At 56.8% G+C, this 18,654-nt stretch carries 19 protein-coding genes; 11 read left to right on the forward strand and 8 right to left on the reverse strand.

What is annotated here, in order from left to right; translation table 11 throughout:
* Positions 1–23: 23 nt before the first annotated feature.
* Positions 24–1,283 (reverse strand): L-rhamnose isomerase, encoded by a 1,260-nt coding sequence (gene rhaA / locus ACTJI7_RS14970; RefSeq protein ID WP_126818675.1) that lies wholly within the window; start codon positions 1,281–1,283, stop codon positions 24–26.
* Positions 1,280–2,749, reverse strand: a complete 1,470-nt coding sequence (gene rhaB / locus ACTJI7_RS14975) for a rhamnulokinase (protein ID WP_192979114.1) — start codon at positions 2,747–2,749, stop codon at positions 1,280–1,282. Before rhaB ends, rhaA begins: the two co-directional genes overlap by 4 nt.
* A 301-nt stretch (positions 2,750–3,050) precedes the next feature.
* Here rhaB and rhaS point away from each other — a divergent pair, with 301 nt between their 5' ends.
* Together rhaS and rhaR are read left to right on the forward strand one after the other, a co-directional pair.
* A complete protein-coding gene (gene rhaS / locus ACTJI7_RS14980; protein WP_192979113.1) occupies positions 3,051–3,887 on the forward strand; it encodes an HTH-type transcriptional activator RhaS in 837 nt (278 codons plus the stop codon).
* Positions 3,888–3,960: 73 nt separating this feature from the next.
* Positions 3,961–4,809, forward strand: a complete 849-nt coding sequence (gene rhaR, locus ACTJI7_RS14985; protein WP_028014857.1) for an HTH-type transcriptional activator RhaR — start codon at positions 3,961–3,963, stop codon at positions 4,807–4,809.
* Here rhaR and rhaT read toward each other — a convergent pair whose 3' ends face one another.
* Positions 4,810–5,844, reverse strand: a complete 1,035-nt coding sequence (rhaT, locus tag ACTJI7_RS14990; protein WP_045630604.1) for an L-rhamnose/proton symporter RhaT — start codon at positions 5,842–5,844, stop codon at positions 4,810–4,812.
* 288 nt (positions 5,845–6,132) lie between these two features.
* On the opposite strand from rhaT, the gene sodA reads away from it, so the two are divergent.
* Together sodA and yiiM are read left to right on the forward strand one after the other, a co-directional pair.
* Positions 6,133–6,753, forward strand: a complete 621-nt coding sequence (gene sodA, locus ACTJI7_RS14995) for a superoxide dismutase [Mn] (protein WP_003861999.1) — start codon at positions 6,133–6,135, stop codon at positions 6,751–6,753.
* 71 nt (positions 6,754–6,824) lie between these two features.
* Entirely contained in the window at positions 6,825–7,499 is a 675-nt protein-coding gene (yiiM, locus tag ACTJI7_RS15000; protein ID WP_049000058.1) for a 6-hydroxyaminopurine reductase, read from the forward strand.
* A gap of 52 nt (positions 7,500–7,551) precedes the next feature.
* Here the strand turns inward: yiiM and cpxA are convergent, their stop codons facing one another.
* Positions 7,552–8,925 carry an envelope stress sensor histidine kinase CpxA gene (gene cpxA, locus ACTJI7_RS15005; protein ID WP_003862003.1) on the reverse strand — a complete coding sequence of 458 codons (1,374 nt, stop codon included), beginning with the start codon at positions 8,923–8,925 and terminating at the stop codon, positions 7,552–7,554.
* Entirely contained in the window at positions 8,922–9,620 is a 699-nt protein-coding gene (cpxR, locus tag ACTJI7_RS15010; RefSeq protein WP_006179159.1) for an envelope stress response regulator transcription factor CpxR, read from the reverse strand. The genes cpxA and cpxR overlap by 4 nt, the downstream gene beginning before the upstream one ends.
* Before the next feature lie 150 nt (positions 9,621–9,770).
* Between cpxR and cpxP the strand changes: the two genes are divergently transcribed.
* The 6 genes from cpxP (at position 9,771) to ACTJI7_RS15040 (ending at position 15,814) form a co-directional block, all read left to right on the forward strand.
* Entirely contained in the window at positions 9,771–10,277 is a 507-nt protein-coding gene (gene cpxP / locus ACTJI7_RS15015) for a cell-envelope stress modulator CpxP (protein WP_028014854.1), read from the forward strand.
* A 153-nt stretch (positions 10,278–10,430) separates the two neighbouring features.
* Positions 10,431–11,324 carry a CDF family cation-efflux transporter FieF gene (gene fieF / locus ACTJI7_RS15020; RefSeq protein WP_028014853.1) on the forward strand — a complete coding sequence of 298 codons (894 nt, stop codon included), beginning with the start codon at positions 10,431–10,433 and terminating at the stop codon, positions 11,322–11,324.
* A gap of 174 nt (positions 11,325–11,498) precedes the next feature.
* Positions 11,499–12,461, forward strand: a complete 963-nt coding sequence (gene pfkA / locus ACTJI7_RS15025) for a 6-phosphofructokinase (RefSeq protein WP_028014852.1) — start codon at positions 11,499–11,501, stop codon at positions 12,459–12,461.
* Positions 12,462–12,595: 134 nt separating this feature from the next.
* Positions 12,596–13,585, forward strand: a complete 990-nt coding sequence (locus tag ACTJI7_RS15030) for a sulfate ABC transporter substrate-binding protein (protein ID WP_028014851.1) — start codon at positions 12,596–12,598, stop codon at positions 13,583–13,585.
* A 107-nt stretch (positions 13,586–13,692) separates the two neighbouring features.
* Positions 13,693–14,436, forward strand: a complete 744-nt coding sequence (locus ACTJI7_RS15035) for a CDP-diacylglycerol diphosphatase (RefSeq protein ID WP_045630631.1) — start codon at positions 13,693–13,695, stop codon at positions 14,434–14,436.
* A gap of 73 nt (positions 14,437–14,509) precedes the next feature.
* Entirely contained in the window at positions 14,510–15,814 is a 1,305-nt protein-coding gene (locus tag ACTJI7_RS15040) for an SLC13 family permease (protein ID WP_028014849.1), read from the forward strand.
* Between the two features lie 38 nt (positions 15,815–15,852).
* Here the strand turns inward: ACTJI7_RS15040 and tpiA are convergent, their stop codons facing one another.
* Complete coding sequence (gene tpiA, locus ACTJI7_RS15045) at positions 15,853–16,620, reverse strand: triose-phosphate isomerase (protein WP_006808674.1); 768 nt, start codon at positions 16,618–16,620, stop codon at positions 15,853–15,855.
* Positions 16,621–16,731: 111 nt separating this feature from the next.
* Entirely contained in the window at positions 16,732–17,328 is a 597-nt protein-coding gene (locus tag ACTJI7_RS15050; protein ID WP_041911791.1) for a DUF1454 family protein, read from the reverse strand.
* 112 nt (positions 17,329–17,440) lie between these two features.
* Here ACTJI7_RS15050 and ACTJI7_RS15055 point away from each other — a divergent pair, with 112 nt between their 5' ends.
* Entirely contained in the window at positions 17,441–17,860 is a 420-nt protein-coding gene (locus ACTJI7_RS15055; protein ID WP_028014847.1) for a DUF805 domain-containing protein, read from the forward strand.
* On the opposite strand, the gene fpr is transcribed toward ACTJI7_RS15055, so the two are convergent.
* Positions 17,861–18,607, reverse strand: a complete 747-nt coding sequence (gene fpr, locus ACTJI7_RS15060; protein WP_440670948.1) for a ferredoxin--NADP(+) reductase — start codon at positions 18,605–18,607, stop codon at positions 17,861–17,863.
* Between the last annotated feature and the right edge of the window lie 47 nt (positions 18,608–18,654).

Below are 18,654 nucleotides of genomic sequence, written 5' to 3' on the forward strand. Positions count from 1 at the left end.
AACGCGCCGCCGGGCGATATTTTTTACTGACGAGCGGCGAGCACGTCTTTTTCATACGCCCGCACGTTGTCCAGCCACTGGCTGCCCGCAGGCGCATCGTGACGCTGGCAGTACATCTCCCATACCGCCTGCCACGGCAGGGATTTTTGCTCCTCCAGCAGCGCCAGACGCGCGGTGTAGTCGCCGTTTTCTTCAAGCTGTTTCAGCGCAGCAGTCGGCTCCAGCAGGGCGCGCAGCAGCGCTTTCTTCATGTTGCGGGTGCCGATTACCCACGCCGCGATGCGGTTGATGGAGGCGTCAAAGAAGTCGAGGCCGATGTGCACGCGGTCAAACAGATCGTGACGGACGATCTCGCTGGCAATCGCCTGGGTTTCGTCGTCCAGCAGGACCACGTGGTCGCTGTCCCAGCGCACAGGACGGCTGACGTGCAGCAGCAGGCGCGGCACGTAGAGCATGGCGGCGGAAATTTTGTCGGAGATGACTTCCGTTGGGTGGAAGTGGCCAGCATCCAGGCACAGCGCGGTCTGGCGGCTGGTGGCGTAACCCATGTAGAACTCGTTTGAGCCCACGGTGTAGCTCTCTGCGCCAATGCCGAACAGCTTGCTCTCCACCGCGTCGATATGGTGCGCCGGATCCAGCTTCTCGCTGATGGCTTCATCCAGCGCGGCCAGCAGGCGCTGGCGTGGCGCCAGTCGGTCTACGGTGATGTCCTTCATGCCGTCCGGGATCCAGATATTCATCACCGACGGCGTGCCAAGCTGTTCGCCGAAATACGCCGAGACGCGTCGGCTGGCTTTGACGTGGTCGATCCAGAACTGCCGGATTTCGTCGCTGGCGTGCGCAAGGGTAAACCCGTCCGCGCTCAGCGGGTGCGAGAAGCAGGACGGGTTAAAATCCAGTCCCAGCCGGTTGGCCTTTGCCCACTCCACCCAGTTCTTAAAGTGTTCCGGTTTGATTTCGTTACGCGCGACCGGCGCGTCGGATTCGAGATAAATCGCGTGCAGGTTCAGGCGTTTTGGCCCTGGGATCAGGCTCAACGCTATTTCAAGATCCGCACGCAGTTCGGTGGCGTTGCGCGCTTTGCCCGGGTAGTTACCCGTTGCCTGAATGCCACCCGTCAGGGAACCGCCCGGATTCTCGAAACCGGCGACGTCATCACCCTGCCAGCAGTGCATGGAGACGGGCAGACGGTCGAGCTGGCGCAGCGCCTCTTCGACATCCACGCCGACGGCGGCGAAACGCTGTTTAGCCAGGTCCCAGGCTTGTTCAAGTTGAGTGGTCATGCGCAAAGCTCCTTAGTCAGTCGTTTTTGCTGAAACTGCGCCCGGTAGCGGGCAATGTCATGGCAGGGATTGGGGGTGAAGGTGGTCAGGCTGTTATTCGCCGTCACCACCGAACGGAAATCGTCGACGTTTGATAGTTCGTCCAGCGTCATCAACTGAATGCCAATGTTGCCGAGCGTGGAAGCCTCTACGGGGCCTGCCACCACCGTAATGCCGCAGGCATCGGCGCAGAGCTGGTTCAGCAGCTGGTTCTGGCAGCCGCCGCCCACGATGTGCAGCTGGCTGAACGGTTTACCGCGAAGGTCAGCCAGCTCGCTCAGGATGTCGGCATAGAGCAGGGCGAGGCTGTCAAAAATACAGCGCGCCAGCTCGGCGGGGCGGGAAGGTACCGGCTGCCCCGCGTCAAAACAGGCGGCCTGGATCTCAGCGCTCATGTGCACCGGGTTAATAAAGCGGTCGTCGTTCGGGTTAATCAGGAAGGTGCAGGCCTTCAGCTTTTCGGTTTCCGCAATAAGTGCGGGCAGGTCGGTGACGTTCTGCTCTTTCAGCACCCGCTGGAGCAGCCACAGGCCCATGATGTTCTTCAGCACGCGGTAGCGTCCTTCGGCACCGCCTTCGTTGGTGATATTGGCGGCCAGCGCGGCGTCGCTGGTGTAAGGCGTTTTGCTCTCAAAACCCATCAGCGACCAGGTGCCGGAGGAGAGATAGGCCGCGTCTTTGCTGGCGAGCGGCGAGGCAATGACCGCGCTTGCGGTGTCGTGACTGGCGACGGCGACAACGGGAATTTCATTCCCCTGCGGGCAAATCCACTGGCCGATCACATTGCCCGGATGGGTTGGCGCGCCGAACCAGGACGGCGAGGCGCCCGTCCATGCCAGCAGGTGTTCATCCCAGTTATCGGTGTTGATATTGACCAGCTGCGTGGTGGTGGCGTTGGTGTATTCCCAGTTCATGTTGCCGGTCAGACGATAGCTTAAGTAGTCCGGGATCAGCAGCGCATGCGCCACCTTTTCAACCAGCTCTGGCTGTTGCTCCACCAGCGCGCGCAGCTGGTACAGCGTGTTAAACGGCAGAAACTGAATGCCGCTGCGACCATAGATGTTCTCTTTGCCAAGCTGCGCGATGGCGTGCGCCATCAGCCCATCGGTGCGGCTGTCGCGGTAGGAGACGGGCAGGCCAACGCGTTCGCCGTGACTGTCCAGCAGCACGTAATCCACGCCCCATGTATCAATGCCGATACTGTCGATGCGGATACCGTCTTCGCAGACGTTGTGAAGTCCGGTGCGGATCTCCGCCTCCAGCGCATCAATATCCCAGGTCACAAAACCGTCCTGTTTTTGCAGACAATTGGCGAAACGGTGCATTTCGCGAAGCGTAAGGGTGTGCTGGTCACAGTCCCAGGTGGCGAGCATTACACGGCCGCTGGATGCGCCTAAATCGACAGCCACACAATGGCGAAAAGTCATGGTCGGGTCCTTTCTTAAGTCATTAGCGATGAGTGTAAGAAAGGGAAGAAATAGCCACCTTCTCTCCACTGACAGCCCAAATCTCGCGCTGGCAAGAAAGCAAAGGTGAACGTGAGGGAGTTCACAGTTTCCAGTAATGACGGGGTTTGCAGGCAGTGTGACGCTGACCGCATTTCCCGATCTTTCCGCCTGTTTCTTGAAAAATCGGCAGCTTTTGCGCGGTTTACTGTCAAAAATTTAAGGTGAGCGTGGAGGGCCTTAATTACTATTTTGAGAACTTTTCTCATTGGTGGGGGCCGTTATGACCGTACTGCACAGCGTCGATTTTTTTCCTTCGGGGGCTTCTCCCGTCGCGATTGAGCCACGGCTTCCTCAGGCTGCGTTCCCGGAGCATCATCATGATTTTCATGAGATTGTGATTGTTGAGCACGGAACAGGCATCCACGTGTTCAACGGTCAGCCGTATACCATCAGCGGCGGTACGGTGTGCTTCGTGCGCGACCACGACAGACACCTGTATGAACATACCGACAACCTGTGTCTGACCAACGTGCTCTATCGTTCCCCGGACGCGTTCCAGTTTCTCTCCGGGTTGAATCAGCTGTTGCCGCAGGAGAAGGACGGCCACTACCCGTCGCACTGGCGGGTGAATCAATCCACGTTACAGCAGGTGCGTCAGCTGGTGAGCCAGATGGAGCAGAGCGAGGACGGGCAGGAGACGCACGCGATTGCCACCCGCGAGATGCTGTTTATGCAGCTGCTGGTGCTGCTGCGCCGAAGCAGCCTGGTGGAAGGGATGGAAAATAATGACGCACGGCTGAACCAGCTCATGGCCTGGCTGGAAGATCATTTCGCTGAAGATGTCTGCTGGGAAACGCTGGCGGACGACTTTTCGCTCTCGCTGCGCACGCTGCATCGTCAGCTCAAGCAGCATACCGGGCTCACGCCGCAGCGTTACCTTAACCGTCTGCGCCTGATCAAAGCGCGTCACCTTTTACGGCATACCGACGAAAGCGTTACAGAAATTGCTTATCGCTGCGGTTTCGGCGACAGTAATCACTTTTCGACGCTATTTCGCCGGGAATTTAGCTGGTCGCCGCGCGATATTCGTCAGGGGAAAGACGCGTTGCTTCAGTAACGCGAGGGCAGTCACCGTTTTCAGGCCGCAAAAAAGCTAATAATGCCCGGTTATTCGCCGTAGAGGTTGTGGTGTGGCCGCTCAGTTAATTCTTCGCAAAGATGATTTTTTTGCCTCCGCGAGTCAGGCCGTCGCGGTGGCTGACCGTTACCCGCAAAATGTCTTTGCCGAGCACACCCATGAGTTCTGCGAGCTAGTGCTGGTGTGGCGCGGCAACGGCCTTCACGTCCTCAACGACCGGCCCTACCGCATCACGCGCGGGGATCTGTTTTACATTCGCGCCGAAGACAAACACGCCTACGCCTCGGTTAACGATCTGGTGTTGCAGAACGTCATCTACTGCCCTGACAGGCTTAAACTGAATGTCGACTGGGCGAGCAACATTCCGGGCATTCTGAATGCCGGAGGCGAACCGCACTGGCGCTTAAGCAGCAGCGGCATGGCTCAGGTGCGCCAGACGATTTCCCAGCTGGAGCAGGAGAGCCAGAAGAGCGACCCGGTGGCAAACCAGATGTCGGAGCTGCTTTTCGCCCAGTTGGTGATGACCCTGAAGCGTCATCGTTACGCCACGGATAATCCCTCCGCCACCACGCAGGAAGCGCTGCTGGATAAGCTGATCGCCCGGCTTGCGGGCAGTCTGAACAAGAGTTTCGTACTGGAAAAATTCTGCGAGCAGGAGCAGTGCAGCGAGCGCGCGCTGCGCCAGCAGTTCCGCACCCAGACGGGGATGACGATAAACCATTACCTGCGCCAGCTGCGCATCTGCCACGCCCAGTATCTGTTACAGCATACGGAGCTGATGGTCAGTGAAGTGGCGATGCGCTGCGGCTTTGAGGACAGTAACTACTTTTCGGTGGTGTTTAACCGTGAGGTGGGGATGACGCCGGTTCAGTGGCGTCATCGCAGTCGAAAAGCAGCGTAATCAGTTCGCCATGCCGAGGCCGACGATATTGGCCGCAATGATAATCACCACGCAGCCCAGGCTCAGTACGCCAACCGGACGACGTCCGGCGTTGTTCCACTCCTTCAGCACCAGCCCAACCAGCCCGCCGCACAGCACATAGAAGCTCATGTGCAGCATCCAGCTTATGTAGTCGTACTGCGGCGGAATGCTGGCGTGGCCCCAGGCGTAGAAGAAGAATTGCAGATACCACATCAGGCCGCCGAGTGCGGAGAGCAGAACGTTGGTGAGGATAAGCGGTTTTGCCAGCGAGAAGTCGGCTTTAACCGACAGGTTCTTCACTTTTGCCAGACGAATGAAGCAGAAACCGAGGTTTACCAGCGCGCCGCCGCCCATGATCACCACGTAGCTTGGCAGGGCAACATACAGCGGGTCAACGCCCAGCGCCGCAGCGGCGTCGTGCATCGGTTTGGCGGCGTTCATGGCGAACGACATGCCCGCCGAGAAGACGCCGCACATCACCGCCAGCAGCAGCCCTTTCTTCAGGTTGAACTCTTCGGCCCTGATGCCCATCTTGCGTTCTTTTAGCTGGCCTGCGCGGGTGACGATCCCCACGCCGATCACCGCCACCAGCACGCCCAGCAGCGTCATTCGCCCGCCCTGGGTGTTGATCAATACGTCGAAATGGCCGTTAAGGATTGGCGTCATCAGCGTGCCCACTATCAGCGTAATGCCAATCGCGATGCCGATACCCATCGACATCCCGAGGTAGCGCATGGTCAGGCCGTAGTTGATGTTGCCGATGCCCCACATCGCGCCGAACAGGAATACCGGCAGCAGGGTGGAGGCGTTGAAGGAGGAGAAGTAGCCCCAGAAATCGGGCAGCAGCATGGCGCTGATTGTCCACGGCAAAATCAGCCAGGACACGGTACCGCCAACGGACCACATGGTTTCCCACGACCAGCCTTTCACCTTTTTGAATGGGGCATAGAAACAGGCTGCACTGGCTGCGCCTATTAAATGCCAGAAGATACCCATCGTAATCGCATGATTCATTTTTACGTCCTCATCGTTTTTATAGCCGGAGGCTTCCCCCCGACTTGATGAGTGTAAAAATTAGGCTGTTCAGGAACCTTCAGAAGGTTGCCGCACTTTTGTTTTGAATGGCAATCAGCACGTTAAGCGCGTGAGCAGACTCACAATTCTTTTATTTCTCAAAAACCGAATAACCTTATAAAAACTACGGCATTGATAATCATTTTCAATATCATTTAATTAACTATAATGAACCAACTGCTTACGCGGCATTAACAGCTGTGCCGCCCGACAATAATGGAGAGGATTATGAGTTATACACTGCCATCCCTGCCGTATGCCTACGACGCACTGGAACCGCATTTCGACAAGCAGACGATGGAAATCCATCACACTAAACACCACCAGACCTACGTGAACAACGCGAATGCTGCGCTGGAAAGCCTGCCAGAGTTCGCTAATCTGCCTGTTGAAGAGCTGATCACCAAGCTGGACCAGCTGCCAGCAGACAAGAAAACCGTACTGCGTAACAACGCGGGCGGTCACGCTAACCACAGCCTGTTCTGGAAAGGCCTGAAAACCGGCACCACCCTGCAGGGCGACCTGAAAGCGGCTATCGAGCGCGACTTCGGTTCCGTAGACAACTTCAAAGCGGAATTCGAAAAAGCCGCTGCAACCCGCTTCGGCTCTGGCTGGGCGTGGCTGGTTCTGAAAGGCGACAAGCTGGCAGTGGTTTCTACTGCTAACCAGGACTCCCCGCTGATGGGTGAAGCGATCTCTGGCGCATCCGGTTTCCCAATCCTGGGTCTGGACGTGTGGGAACACGCTTACTACCTGAAGTTCCAGAACCGTCGCCCTGACTACATCAAAGCGTTCTGGGATGTCGTGAACTGGGACGAAGCAGCAGCGCGTTTCGCCGCTAAAAAATAAGGTTGCATTGACGCCTGTGAGAAGCGAGTCTGATGACTCGCTTTTTTTGTATCTGCGTAATGGAGGCAGCGATGCATTACCCGGTGAACGTGTTTACAGGCAAGGTAAGGGAGTACGACGGCAGCCGCCCGAGCGCCATCGCCAAAGTGCAGGTTGACGGTGAGCTGTCGCTGACCGAGCTCGGGCTTGTGGGCGACCAGCAGGCCGAAAAGAAAATCCACGGCGGGCCCGATCGCGCGCTGTGCCACTATCCGCGCGAGCACTATCAGCACTGGAAAACCGAATTTCCTGAGCAGGCGGACCTCTTCGTCGCGCCCGCGTTTGGCGAAAATCTTTCAACGGAAGGGCTGACGGAAAAGAACGTCTTTATTGGCGATATTTACCGCTGGGGCGATGCCCTGATTCAGATCACCCAGCCGCGCTCGCCGTGCTTTAAGCTCAACTACCATTTCGGTATTCAGGATATGTCGGCCCAGCTGCAAAACGCGGGTAAAACCGGCTGGCTGTACCGCGTGGTGCTTGCAGGACAAGTATCTGCGGATGCGCCGCTTGAGCTCGCGTCGCGTTTGAGCGACGTGTCCGTTTACGACGCCTGCGCGATTGCCTGGCATATGCCGTTTGACGATGAACAGTATCATCGCCTGCTGTCGGCGGCGGGGTTGTCTACCAGTTGGACGAGAACGATGCAAAAGCGGCGTATAAGCGGGAAGATCGAGAGTAGTTCGCGGAGATTGTGGGGGAAATAGGTTCCGTAGAAAGTAGGCCGGGTAAGGCGAAGCCGCCACCCGGCACATACCGTTACGAACGCTTATACAGCGGTAGCCACAGCGTTAACCGCAGCCCGCCCAGCGGGCTGTCGTCGGCTTTCACCCAGCCGCGGTGCTGCTGCATGGCGGTTTCTACAATCGCCAGCCCCAGCCCCGTGCCGCCGGACTCACGGTCTCGCGCTTCGTCGGTGCGGTAGAACGGACGGAAAATCTGCTCGCGATCTTCCGGGCTGACGCCTGGACCATCGTCATCGACAATGACGGTGATCCCGTCTTTATCCACCGAGAACGCCACTTCAATCTTCGTGTGCGAGTAGCGCAGGGCGTTACGCACGATATTCTCCAGCGCGCTTTCCAGCGCGTTGGGGTTACCGTACAGCGGCCACGGGCCCGGCGGGAAGTTGACGGTGAACGATTTACCCATCTGCTCCGCTTCGAACGCCGCGTTGTCCAGCACCTCGTGCCACAGGTGATTGGCTTTCACCGTTTCGCTCACCAGCGCGTTTTTCTGCTGGTTGCGCGACATCACCAGCAGATCGTTAATCATGCTGTCCAGACGGTGCGCTTCCGTTTCAATACGCTCCAGCTCTTTGCTCTCCCCGCTGCGGCGACGCAGCAGGGCGGTGCCCAGCTGTAAGCGCGTGAGCGGGGTGCGCAGTTCGTGCGAGATGTCCGACAGCAGGCGTTGCTGGGCCGTCATCATCCGATCAAGCGCGCTGACCATCTGGTTAAAACTGGTGCCGGCGGCCAGGAACTCCTGCGGCCCGGATTCCAGCTCCGGATGCTGTCTGAGATTGCCTTGTGCCACTTCGTCCGCCGCGTTTTTCAGCTTACGCGCCGGTTTCGCCAGGCTCCACGCCAGCCATAACAGCAGCGGGGAACTGACCAGCATCGTGACGATCAGCAGCAGAAGCGGACGGTCAAACAGCAGGTTGATGAAGTCGGACTGGGAACTGCTCGCAGGGCGAATCAGGTAGAGCTGGTAGTTATCTTCCCCATCCCGTACCGAGAAAGGGCCGACCATCTCTACCCGACCATATTTCTTTTTCTGTGGGTGATCGGCGTTATCCGCCTGGCCAATAAAGTTGCGGATGATCTGCATTTCATTGCGATCGGCGCCAATCACGCGGCCTTCGCTGGTAACCAGCAAAAGACGTTGTCCTGGCGGCGCCCACTTGTCGATAGCGCGAAACAGCCTGCGCCACCACATTAAATCGTTCGGCGGATCGTTTGCCAGCTCCGCTTCCACGTGCTGCTCGATCATCACGCCCTGACGTTGCTCGCTGTCGAGCAGCTCCGTCATCTGGCGTGAGTCGAGTTTTGGCAACATCAAAACGAGCATTAAAACCAGTGCCAGCGTCAGCCAGAAGATGGCGAAGATGCGGGCGGTTAAGCTGCCTATCATGAAGCAGAAACCATCAGATAACCGCGACCACGCAGGGTTTTAAACCATGGGTGACCGTCTTTACGCTCCGGCAGCTTGCGGCGCAGGTTAGAGATGTGCATGTCGATGGCGCGGTCAAACGGCGTGAGGCGTTTGCCCAGCACTTCTTGGCTTAAATGTTCACGCGATACCACCTGGCCAAGATGTTGCGCCAGTAGATACAGCAGGGTGAACTCGGTGCCGGTAAGCTCGAGCGTCTGGCCGTCGAAGCTTGCTTCCTGACGGCCCGGGTTCAGGCTCAGGGAGTCCACTTCCAGCGTTGGCGAGCTGTTGTCGGTATTCTGCTGCTGCTCGCTCCAGTGGGAACGACGCAGGATCGCGCGAATACGGGCCACCAGTTCACGGTCGTTGAACGGCTTCGGTAAATAGTCATCCGCACCCAGCTCAAGGCCGAGAACGCGGTCAAGCTCGCTGCCGCGGGCGGTCAGCATGATAACGGGGGTCTGGTGTGTCTGGCGAAGCTCTTTCAGCGTATCAATACCGTTTTTCTTTGGCATCATTACGTCGAGCAAAAGTAGATCGATGCTGTCGTCAAGGAGACTCAGCGCCTGCTCGCCATCATGGGCAACCAGGACGTTGAAACCTTCCATGTCGAGCAACTCCTTTAAAAGGGATGTGAGCTCTCGGTCATCGTCAACTAACAGGATTTTATTCATTGTTTAAATACCTCCGAGGCAGAAATTACGACATCAAGGCTATCTAATCCATGACTTTACGTTGTTTTACACCCCCTGACGCATGTTTGCAGCCTGAATCGTAGACTGTCTCTCGTTGAATCGCGACACGAAAGATTTTGGGAGCAAGTGATGCGCAAAGTTACCGCTGCCGTCATGGCCTCAACGCTGGCGTTCAGTGCGTTTAGCCAGGCTGCTGTAGCTATCATCGGCGATAACGGTTCCTCGCAAGAGGGCGCAACGCAGCACAGCAGCCAAAGCCATATGTTTGACGGCATAAGTTTAACCGAACATCAGCGTCAACAGATGCGAGATCTGATGCAGAGGGCACGACACGACCAGCCCCCTGTTAATGTTAGCGAAATGGAGACAATGCATCGCCTTGTCACCGCAGAAAATTTTGACGAAAGCGCTGTTCGCGCTCAGGCCGAAAAAATGGCACAGGAACAGGTTGCCCGCCAGGTAGAAATGGCGAAGGTCCGCAACCAGATGTTCCACCTGCTAACGCCCGAGCAGCAAGCGGTTTTGAATGCCAAACATCAGCAGCGTATGGACCAGCTGCGTGAGGTTGCACGGATGCAGCGAAGCTCAGAAGCGACGTTTTTCAGTAGCAATAGCAGTACCCGTAGTAACCAGTAAACTCTGTTTTCCTTGCCATAGACACCATCCCTGTCTTCCCCCACATGATGTGGGGGTTTTTTTTGCCCCGCATTCTGATTTGTTAACCGTTTATTCATCCTTTGCCTCCCCATGCTTCCGTTATACTAGCGGCATGACATGACAGGAGCGTTTATGAATCAATCCTATGGAAGGCTGGTAAGCCGGGCCGCCATTGCGGCGACCGTCATGGCCTCTGGCCTGCTGCTGATCAAAATCTTTGCCTGGTGGTATACCGGCTCGGTCAGTATTCTGGCGGCGCTGGTGGATTCACTGGTCGATATCGCCGCCTCGCTGACCAACCTCCTGGTGGTGCGCTACTCGCTGCAGCCGGCGGATGAAGAGCACACGTTTGGGCACGGCAAGGCGGAATCGCTCGCGGCGCTGGCGCAAAGTATGTTCATTTCTGGCTCTGCACTGTTCCTGTTTTTGACCGGTATTCAGCATCTGGTTTCACCTTCACCGATGAACAATCCCGGTGTCGGCGTGGTCGTCACGGTCATTGCACTTATAAGCACACTTGTTCTGGTAACGTTCCAGCGCTGGGTCGTTCGCAAAACGCAAAGTCAGGCCGTACGGGCGGATATGCTTCATTATCAATCTGATGTTATGATGAATGGGGCTATTCTTATTGCACTCGGTCTGGCCTGGTATGGCTGGCATCGGGCCGATGCGTTGTTTGCGTTAGGGATTGGTATCTATATTTTATATAGCGCCCTGCGGATGGGGTATGACGCGGTGCAATCACTGCTCGATCGCGCTCTTCCGGACTCAGAACGTAACGAAATTTTTTCTATCGTGACCTCCTGGCCCGGCGTCAGCGGTGCACACGATCTTCGAACGCGGCAGTCAGGGCCGACCCGCTTTATTCAGATTCATATTGAAATGGAAGACAACCTGCCACTGGTACAGGCTCACGTTATTGCTGAGCAGGTCGAGCAGGCGATTTTGCAGCGTTTTCCTGGTTCAGACGTCATCATTCACCAGGATCCCTGCTCGGTTGTACCCGGACATGTTGGGCTTTCGTAATTCGTTGTAAAAAAGTGAGCCAGGCCAGCATTTTGTGTATAAATTACCGCCATTTGGTCTGACCTGAATCAATTCAGCCAGAAGGGATTGATATACTATTTGCAGTATTCGTTGGTCGATAAGTTTCTTCCGGCAACAGATTTCAATTTTGCATTCCTAAGTTCAGAGGTAGTCATGATTAAGAAAATCGGTGTGTTGACAAGCGGCGGTGATGCGCCGGGCATGAACGCGGCAATTCGTGGGGTTGTCCGTGCAGCGCTGACGGAAGGTCTGGAAGTTTTTGGTATCTATGATGGTTACCTGGGTCTGTATGAAGACCGTATGGTTCAGCTCGACCGCTACAGCGTGTCTGACATGATCAACCGTGGCGGTACCTTCCTTGGGTCTGCGCGCTTCCCGGAATTCCGTGACGAACACATCCGTGAAGTGGCTATCGAGAACATGAAAAAGCGTGGTCTGGACGCGCTGGTCGTTATCGGCGGTGACGGCTCGTACATGGGTGCAAAACGTCTGACCGAAATGGGCTTCCCGTGCATCGGCCTGCCGGGCACCATCGACAACGACATCAAAGGCACTGACTACACCATCGGTTACTTCACCGCGCTGGGCACCGTTGTGGAAGCCATTGACCGCCTGCGTGACACCTCTTCTTCTCACCAGCGTATCTCTATCGTTGAAGTGATGGGCCGTTACTGCGGTGACCTGACCCTGGCAGCGGCTATCGCCGGTGGTTGTGAGTTTGTGGTGGTTCCGGAAGTGGAATTCAGCCGCGAAGATCTGGTTGCTGAAATCAAAGCCGGTATCGCGAAAGGTAAGAAACACGCGATTGTGGCTATCACCGAGCACATCTGTGACGTTGACGAGCTGGCGAAGTACATCGAAACCGAAACCAAACGCGAAACCCGCGCGACCGTTCTGGGCCACATCCAGCGCGGTGGTTCCCCTGGCCCGTACGACCGTATTCTGGCGTCCCGCATGGGCGCGTACGCTATCGAGCTGCTGCTGCAGGGCCACGGCGGCCGCTGCGTCGGTATTCAGAACGAACAGCTGGTTCACCATGACATCATCGACGCGATTGAAAACATGAAGCGTCCGTTCAAAGGTGACTGGCTGGACTGCGCGAAAAAACTGTACTGATCCTTCGAGCCCTCTTCTTTCTGAAGAGGGCTTTTATTCCTCCACGTTATAGCCAATCTTTTTTTATTCTTTAATCATCGATTCGCTTTCTGGCACGCTGCATTCATCAAAACACTACACAAGAGAGCTGGGCGATGAATAAATGGGGCGTGGGGTTAACGTTATTGCTGGCATCGACCAGCGTGCTGGCAAAGGACATTCAACTTCTCAACGTGTCGTACGATCCGACGCGTGAGCTGTACGATCAATACAACAAAGCCTTCGCGGCGCACTGGAAGCAGGAAACCGGCGATAACGTGGTGGTTCGCCAGTCGCATGGTGGCTCTGGTAAGCAGGCGACATCTGTGATTAACGGTATTGAAGCCGACGTGGTTACCCTGGCGCTGGCCTATGATGTCGACGCTATCGCCGAGCGTGGCCGTATCGACAAAAACTGGATCAAACGCCTGCCGGACAACTCCGCGCCATACACCTCGACCATCGTCTTCCTGGTGCGTAAAGGCAACCCGAAACAGATTAAGGACTGGAACGACCTGATCAAACCGGGCGTTTCTGTGATTACCCCGAACCCGAAAAGCTCCGGCGGGGCACGCTGGAACTACCTGGCGGCCTGGGGCTACGCGCTGCACCACAATAACGGTGACCAGGCTAAAGCACAGGAGTTCGTCAAATCCCTGTACAAAAACGTTGAAGTGCTGGACTCCGGCGCGCGCGGTGCCACTAACACCTTCGTCGAGCGCGGAATTGGCGACGTGCTTATTGCCTGGGAAAACGAAGCTCTACTGGCGACCCACGAACTGGGTAAAGACAAGTTTGAGATCGTGACTCCGAGCGAATCCATCCTCGCCGAGCCGACCGTTTCCGTGGTCGATAAGGTCGTTGATAAGAAAGGCACCAAAGCGGTGGCGGAAGCCTACCTGAAGTATCTCTACTCGCCGGAAGGCCAGGAAATCGCGGCGAAGAACTTCTATCGTCCACGTGATGCGGCTGTCGCGAAGAAATACGACAGCGAATTCCCGAAACTGAAGCTCTTCACCATTGATGATGTGTTCGGCGGCTGGACGAAAGCGCAGAAAGAGCACTTCTCTAATGGCGGCACCTTCGACCAGATTAGCCAGCGCTAACGGTTAGCAAACGACACGGCGACCCGGTGTGAGAAATCCACCGGGTTTTTTATTTGGTCATCATTTTGCGTTACTCTTTTGCCTCTATTGAAAACAGGGAACGCGTTGTGAAAAAAATTATCTTACTGATCCTGATTGTCATCGCCCTTGCCGCAGGCGGCGTGTACTGGATAAAAGCGGGTAATCCGAATGCGTTGCGCCATATCGTCCTCGACCAGTGTCTGCCTAATCAGCTGCAGCACCGTAACCCGGCACCCTGCGCGCAGGTGAAGCCTGATGCGGGCTATGTGGTATTTAAGGACCGCAACGGGCCGCTGCAGTATCTGCTGATGCCAACGTACCGCATCAACGGCACCGAAAGCCCGCTCCTGACCGAGCCTCATACGCCAAACTTCTTCTGGCTGGCGTGGCAGTCGCGCAGCTTTATGACCCTGAAGCGTGGCTCTGAAGTGCCGGACAGCGCTATTTCGCTGACGATTAACTCACCGACCGGACGCACGCAAAACCATTTCCATATCCATATCTCCTGCCTGCGCCCGGACGTGCGCGAGAAGCTCAACGCGGCGCAGGGAGATATCAGCACCCAGTGGCTACCGTTCCCGGGTGGGCTGGAAGGGCATGAGTACCTCGCACGCCGGGTGACGGAGAATGAACTGGTCCAGCGCAGTCCGTTTATGATGCTGGCGGAAGAGCTGCCGGAGGCGCGCGACCATATGGGACGCTTCGCGCTGGCGATGGCGCAGCAGTCGGATGGTTCGTTTGTTTTGCTGGCGACCGAGCGTAACCTGCTCACGCTTAACCGCGCGTCGGCAGAGGAATTGCAGGATCATCAATGCGCTATCCTGAAATAACCCCACCATAAATCGCGTTTACTCAGGCTGCCTGTCACCGTAGACTTGCTGAAAAAATCTACAGGAGACAGGTATGTCGCTCTGGTTAACGCATCCTCTGCTGCTGCCCTCGCTGATCGTCGGCGTCACCATCGTGCTGTGGGCGACGTCGCTGTTGCCGGAATTTATCACCGCGCTGCTGTTTTTCACGGCGGCGATGACCGCCAGAATCGCCCCGCCGGAGGTGATTTTTGGCGGTTTTGCCTCGTCGGCTTTCTGGCTGGTCTTCAGCGGCTTTGTGCTCGGCGTGGCGATCCGTAAAACCGGCCTGGCGGACAGGGCCGCCCGGGCGCTGTCGGCAAAGCTCACTGACTCCTGGATGCTGATGGTGGCGAGCGTGGTATTGCTCAGCTACGCGCTGGCGTTTGTAATGCCGTCAAACATGGGGCGTATTGCGCTGCTGATGCCCATTGTCGCGGCGATGGCGAAACGCGCCGGTATTGCCGACGGCTCCCGCGCCTGGTTCGGCCTTGCGCTGGCAGTCGGCTTCGGTACCTTCCAGCTCTCGGCCACCATTCTGCCCGCCAACGTGCCTAACCTGGTCATGAGCGGCGCGGCGGAAGGCTCGTACGGCATTCACCTGAACTATGTCCCGTATCTGCTGCTGCACACGCCGGTGCTCGGTATTCTCAAAGGCCTGATTCTGATTGGCCTCATCTGCTGGCTGTTCCCCGGCAGCCCGAAACCGGCGAAGGATTTCACGCTGTCTGAACCGATGGGGCGTGACGAAAAACGACTCGCCTGGCTGCTGGTGGTGGTGCTGATGATGTGGGTGACGGAGAGCTGGCACGGCGTGGGGCCGGCGTGGACGGGGCTGGCGGCCTCGATTATCGTTATGCTGCCGCGCATTGGTTTTATCACCGGCGAGGAGTTCTCGGCGGGGGTAAATATGCGCACCTGCATTTACGTTGCGGGTATTCTCGGGCTGGCGATCGTCGTGACGCAAACGGGTATCGGAGCGGCCGTAGGCGAGGCGCTGCTGCGCATAATGCCGCTGGATGCGGACAAACCATTCACCAGCTTCCTGGCGCTGACCGGAATTACTACGGCACTCAACTTCATTATGACTGCCAACGGCGTTCCGGCGCTGTACACCACGCTGGCGCAGAGCTTCTCGGACGCGACCGGTTTCCCGCTGCTGTCGGTGATCATGATTCAGGTGCTGGGCTATTCCACGCCTCTTTTGCCGTATCAGGCGTCGCCGATTGTGGTGGCGATGGGGCTAGGAAAGGTGCCTGCAAGGGCGGGGATGGTGCTCTGCCTGGCGCTGGCGATTGCGACGTATCTGGTGCTGCTGCCGCTGGATTATCTGTGGTTTAGCGTGTTAGGGCGTTTGTAGCGGCGGGTAAGCGCAAGCGCCCCCCGCCACAAAGGCCATTACGCCTGTTTAGCCGCTTCTGCCGCTTTAACGATCACCGCGAAAGCGTCCGCTTTCAGGGATGCACCGCCAACCAGCGCGCCATCGATATCTGGCTGGGTGAACAGCTCAGCAGCGTTGGAGGCGTTTACGGAGCCGCCGTACTGGATGATCACTTGCTCAGCCACTTTCGCGTCGGCTTTAGCAATGTGGTCACGGATGAATTTGTGAACTGCCTGAGCCTGCGCAGGGGTAGCAGATTTGCCGGTACCGATCGCCCAGACTGGCTCGTAAGCGATAACCGCGCCTTCGAACGCTGCCGCGCCCTGCGTTTTCAGCACGGCGTCGATCTGACGTGCACACACTTCTTCGGTTTTGCCCGCTTCGTTTTCCGCTTCGGTTTCACCGATGCACAGAACCGGGATCAGACCCTGCTCTTTCAGCACGGCAAATTTCTTCGCGATGAACTCGTCAGATTCTTTGTGGTAGGTGCGACGCTCGGAGTGGCCGATGATGATGTATTTCGCGCCGATATCTTTCAGCATTTCAGCGGAAGTTTCACCGGTGAACGCGCCAGACAGGTTAACGTCAACGTTCTGCGCGCCCAGCACGATGTGGCTGCCGTCAGCGGCACGTTTAGCCAGATCCAGGTACATATCCGGCGGAGCGATAGCAACCGCGCAGCCGGTCACGCCAGCCAGCTCTTTACGCAGGTTTGCAACCAGTTCGTTTACCATGTGGCGGCTGCCGTTCAGTTTCCAGTTACCCATCACTAAAGGATGTCGCATTTCAATTCTCCACGCTAAATAAGCGAATTAAGGAATATGGCCGCCCTGTCGGGCAGCATGGTCTGTGAATCAGTATAGAGATTTTCCCTCGAAAGGCTTTGCTTTTTGTCATTAATTGGCCCCGCCAAGGGTGTCAGATAGCGCCAGCTTAATCGGTTCAACGGCGAAGGTCAGTCCTTTTTCGCCGTTATCCGCCACTACATAGCGAATCGCGCCTTCGGTTGTGGCGTAGTACCGCTTGTTTTTACCGGCGGCCAGCAGCTTTTGCAGCTTTTGCTGGCTCTGCTTTTTCGTCAGCGCAGGCGTAAACGCCTGCAGCACCGCGCTCATGTAATCAAGCGCCTTCGATTTAGCCGCTTTCTGCTCTGGCCCCTGAATCGGCAGCCAGGTGATTTGCATGCTTTTGATTTTTAACGTACCGCGCTCCAGCGCCGTGGAAGCATACAAATTCTCGTTAATCTTGCTCGCTGCACGGGTAAGTGTAGGGGTATCGCGCGAGCTATCAATGGCGCGAAACTCATCCAGCGGCAGCCCTGGGTTGGCCTGATTGAAAGCTTCGCGAAACTGGCTGATGGACTGATCGAAAGACGGTGCGCCCGCCAGCAAATACGGCGCAGTGGTGGGGGCCGCGGTGTTGGCGGCGTGCAGCGGAAAACCCGCGCCGAGCATCGCTAAACACAGGAAGAGAGAATGTGCCGAATTTTTCATCAACATTGCACCTGGCCGTAAGTGCTCATGATTAAAACGATATCTGGTCGGCTTGTCAAAAGGTCACAACTCCAGGGTAAAATGCGGGCTAAACGATAATAAGGAACCTTACATGACCATACAGCAGTGGCTGTTTTCATTCAAAGGGCGTATTGGACGCCGTGATTTCTGGGTCTGGATGGTGACGTGGGTCGTCGCCATGCTGCTTCTTTTTTTCGTTGCCTACAACGCCTGGCTGAGCACGCAAACGGCGGCATTTGCACTGGTCTGCCTGCTATGGCCAACGGCGGCCGTCGTGGTGAAACGCCTGCACGATCGCGGCCGCTCCGGCGCGTGGGCATTTTTGATCATACTGGCGTGGATGCTGGTGGCAGGGAACTGGGCGATGCTGCCTTCCATCCTGCCGTGGGTCGTGGGCAGGCTGCTGCCGTCGGTCATCTTCGTGATGATGATTGTCGATCTGGGCGCGTTTATCGGCACCCAGAGCGAAAATAAATACGGTAAAGATACCGTCGAGGTGAAATACCGCTGATCACCAGTAGTGTTCGGCGGTCATATGGCCCGGCCGGCGGCGAAGATGTTTCGTCATCTGCCGGGTATCCTTCAGAATCTGCTGCGTGTCCCGGACCATCTGCGGGTTACCGCACAGCATGACGTGGCTGGTTTCGGCCGTCATCGGTAAGCCCACTGCGTCTTCCAGTGCGCCGCTCTCAATTAACGCCGGTACGCGACCGGTAAGCGCTCCTGCTACGGTTTCGCGGCTGACTACCGTCTGAATCTTTAACTTTCCGCCGTACTGCTGTTCCAGCGCCTGCATCTGCGGGAGATAGCTTAAATCTGCGGCATAGCGCGCGGCGTGCACCAGCACGATGTTTTTGAAGCGCTCCAGATCCTTACCGTACTGCAAGATAGAGAGATACGGACCGATGGCCGTGCCGGTTGCCAGCATCCAGAGCGTGTCACAGTCAGGGATCTCTTCGAGCACAAAGAAGCCTGCCGCTTCGCTCACAATCTGCACATCGTCGCCGGGCTGAAGGGCGGCAAGGCGCGGGCTGAGCTTACCGTCAGGAACGGTGACCAGATAGAACTCGAGATCCGGGTTATCCGGCGCGTTAACGTAAGAGTAGGCGCGCTGCACGCGCTCGCCGTCGACATCCAGACCCAGCTTGGCAAATTGCCCGGCCTTAAACGGATGAACGGGAGCATGCAGGGTGAGACTAAATAGCGCATCGGTCCAGAATTCTATCTTTGTGACTTTACCTGTTACCCAGTCCGCCATGATCTTCTCCTGTGCTGTTTCTCTGTTCTATCTTCCGTACTTGTGGG

Source organism: Enterobacter sp. 22499 (assembly GCF_052044815.1).
In the GTDB taxonomy this organism is placed as follows: domain Bacteria; phylum Pseudomonadota; class Gammaproteobacteria; order Enterobacterales; family Enterobacteriaceae; genus Enterobacter; species Enterobacter bugandensis.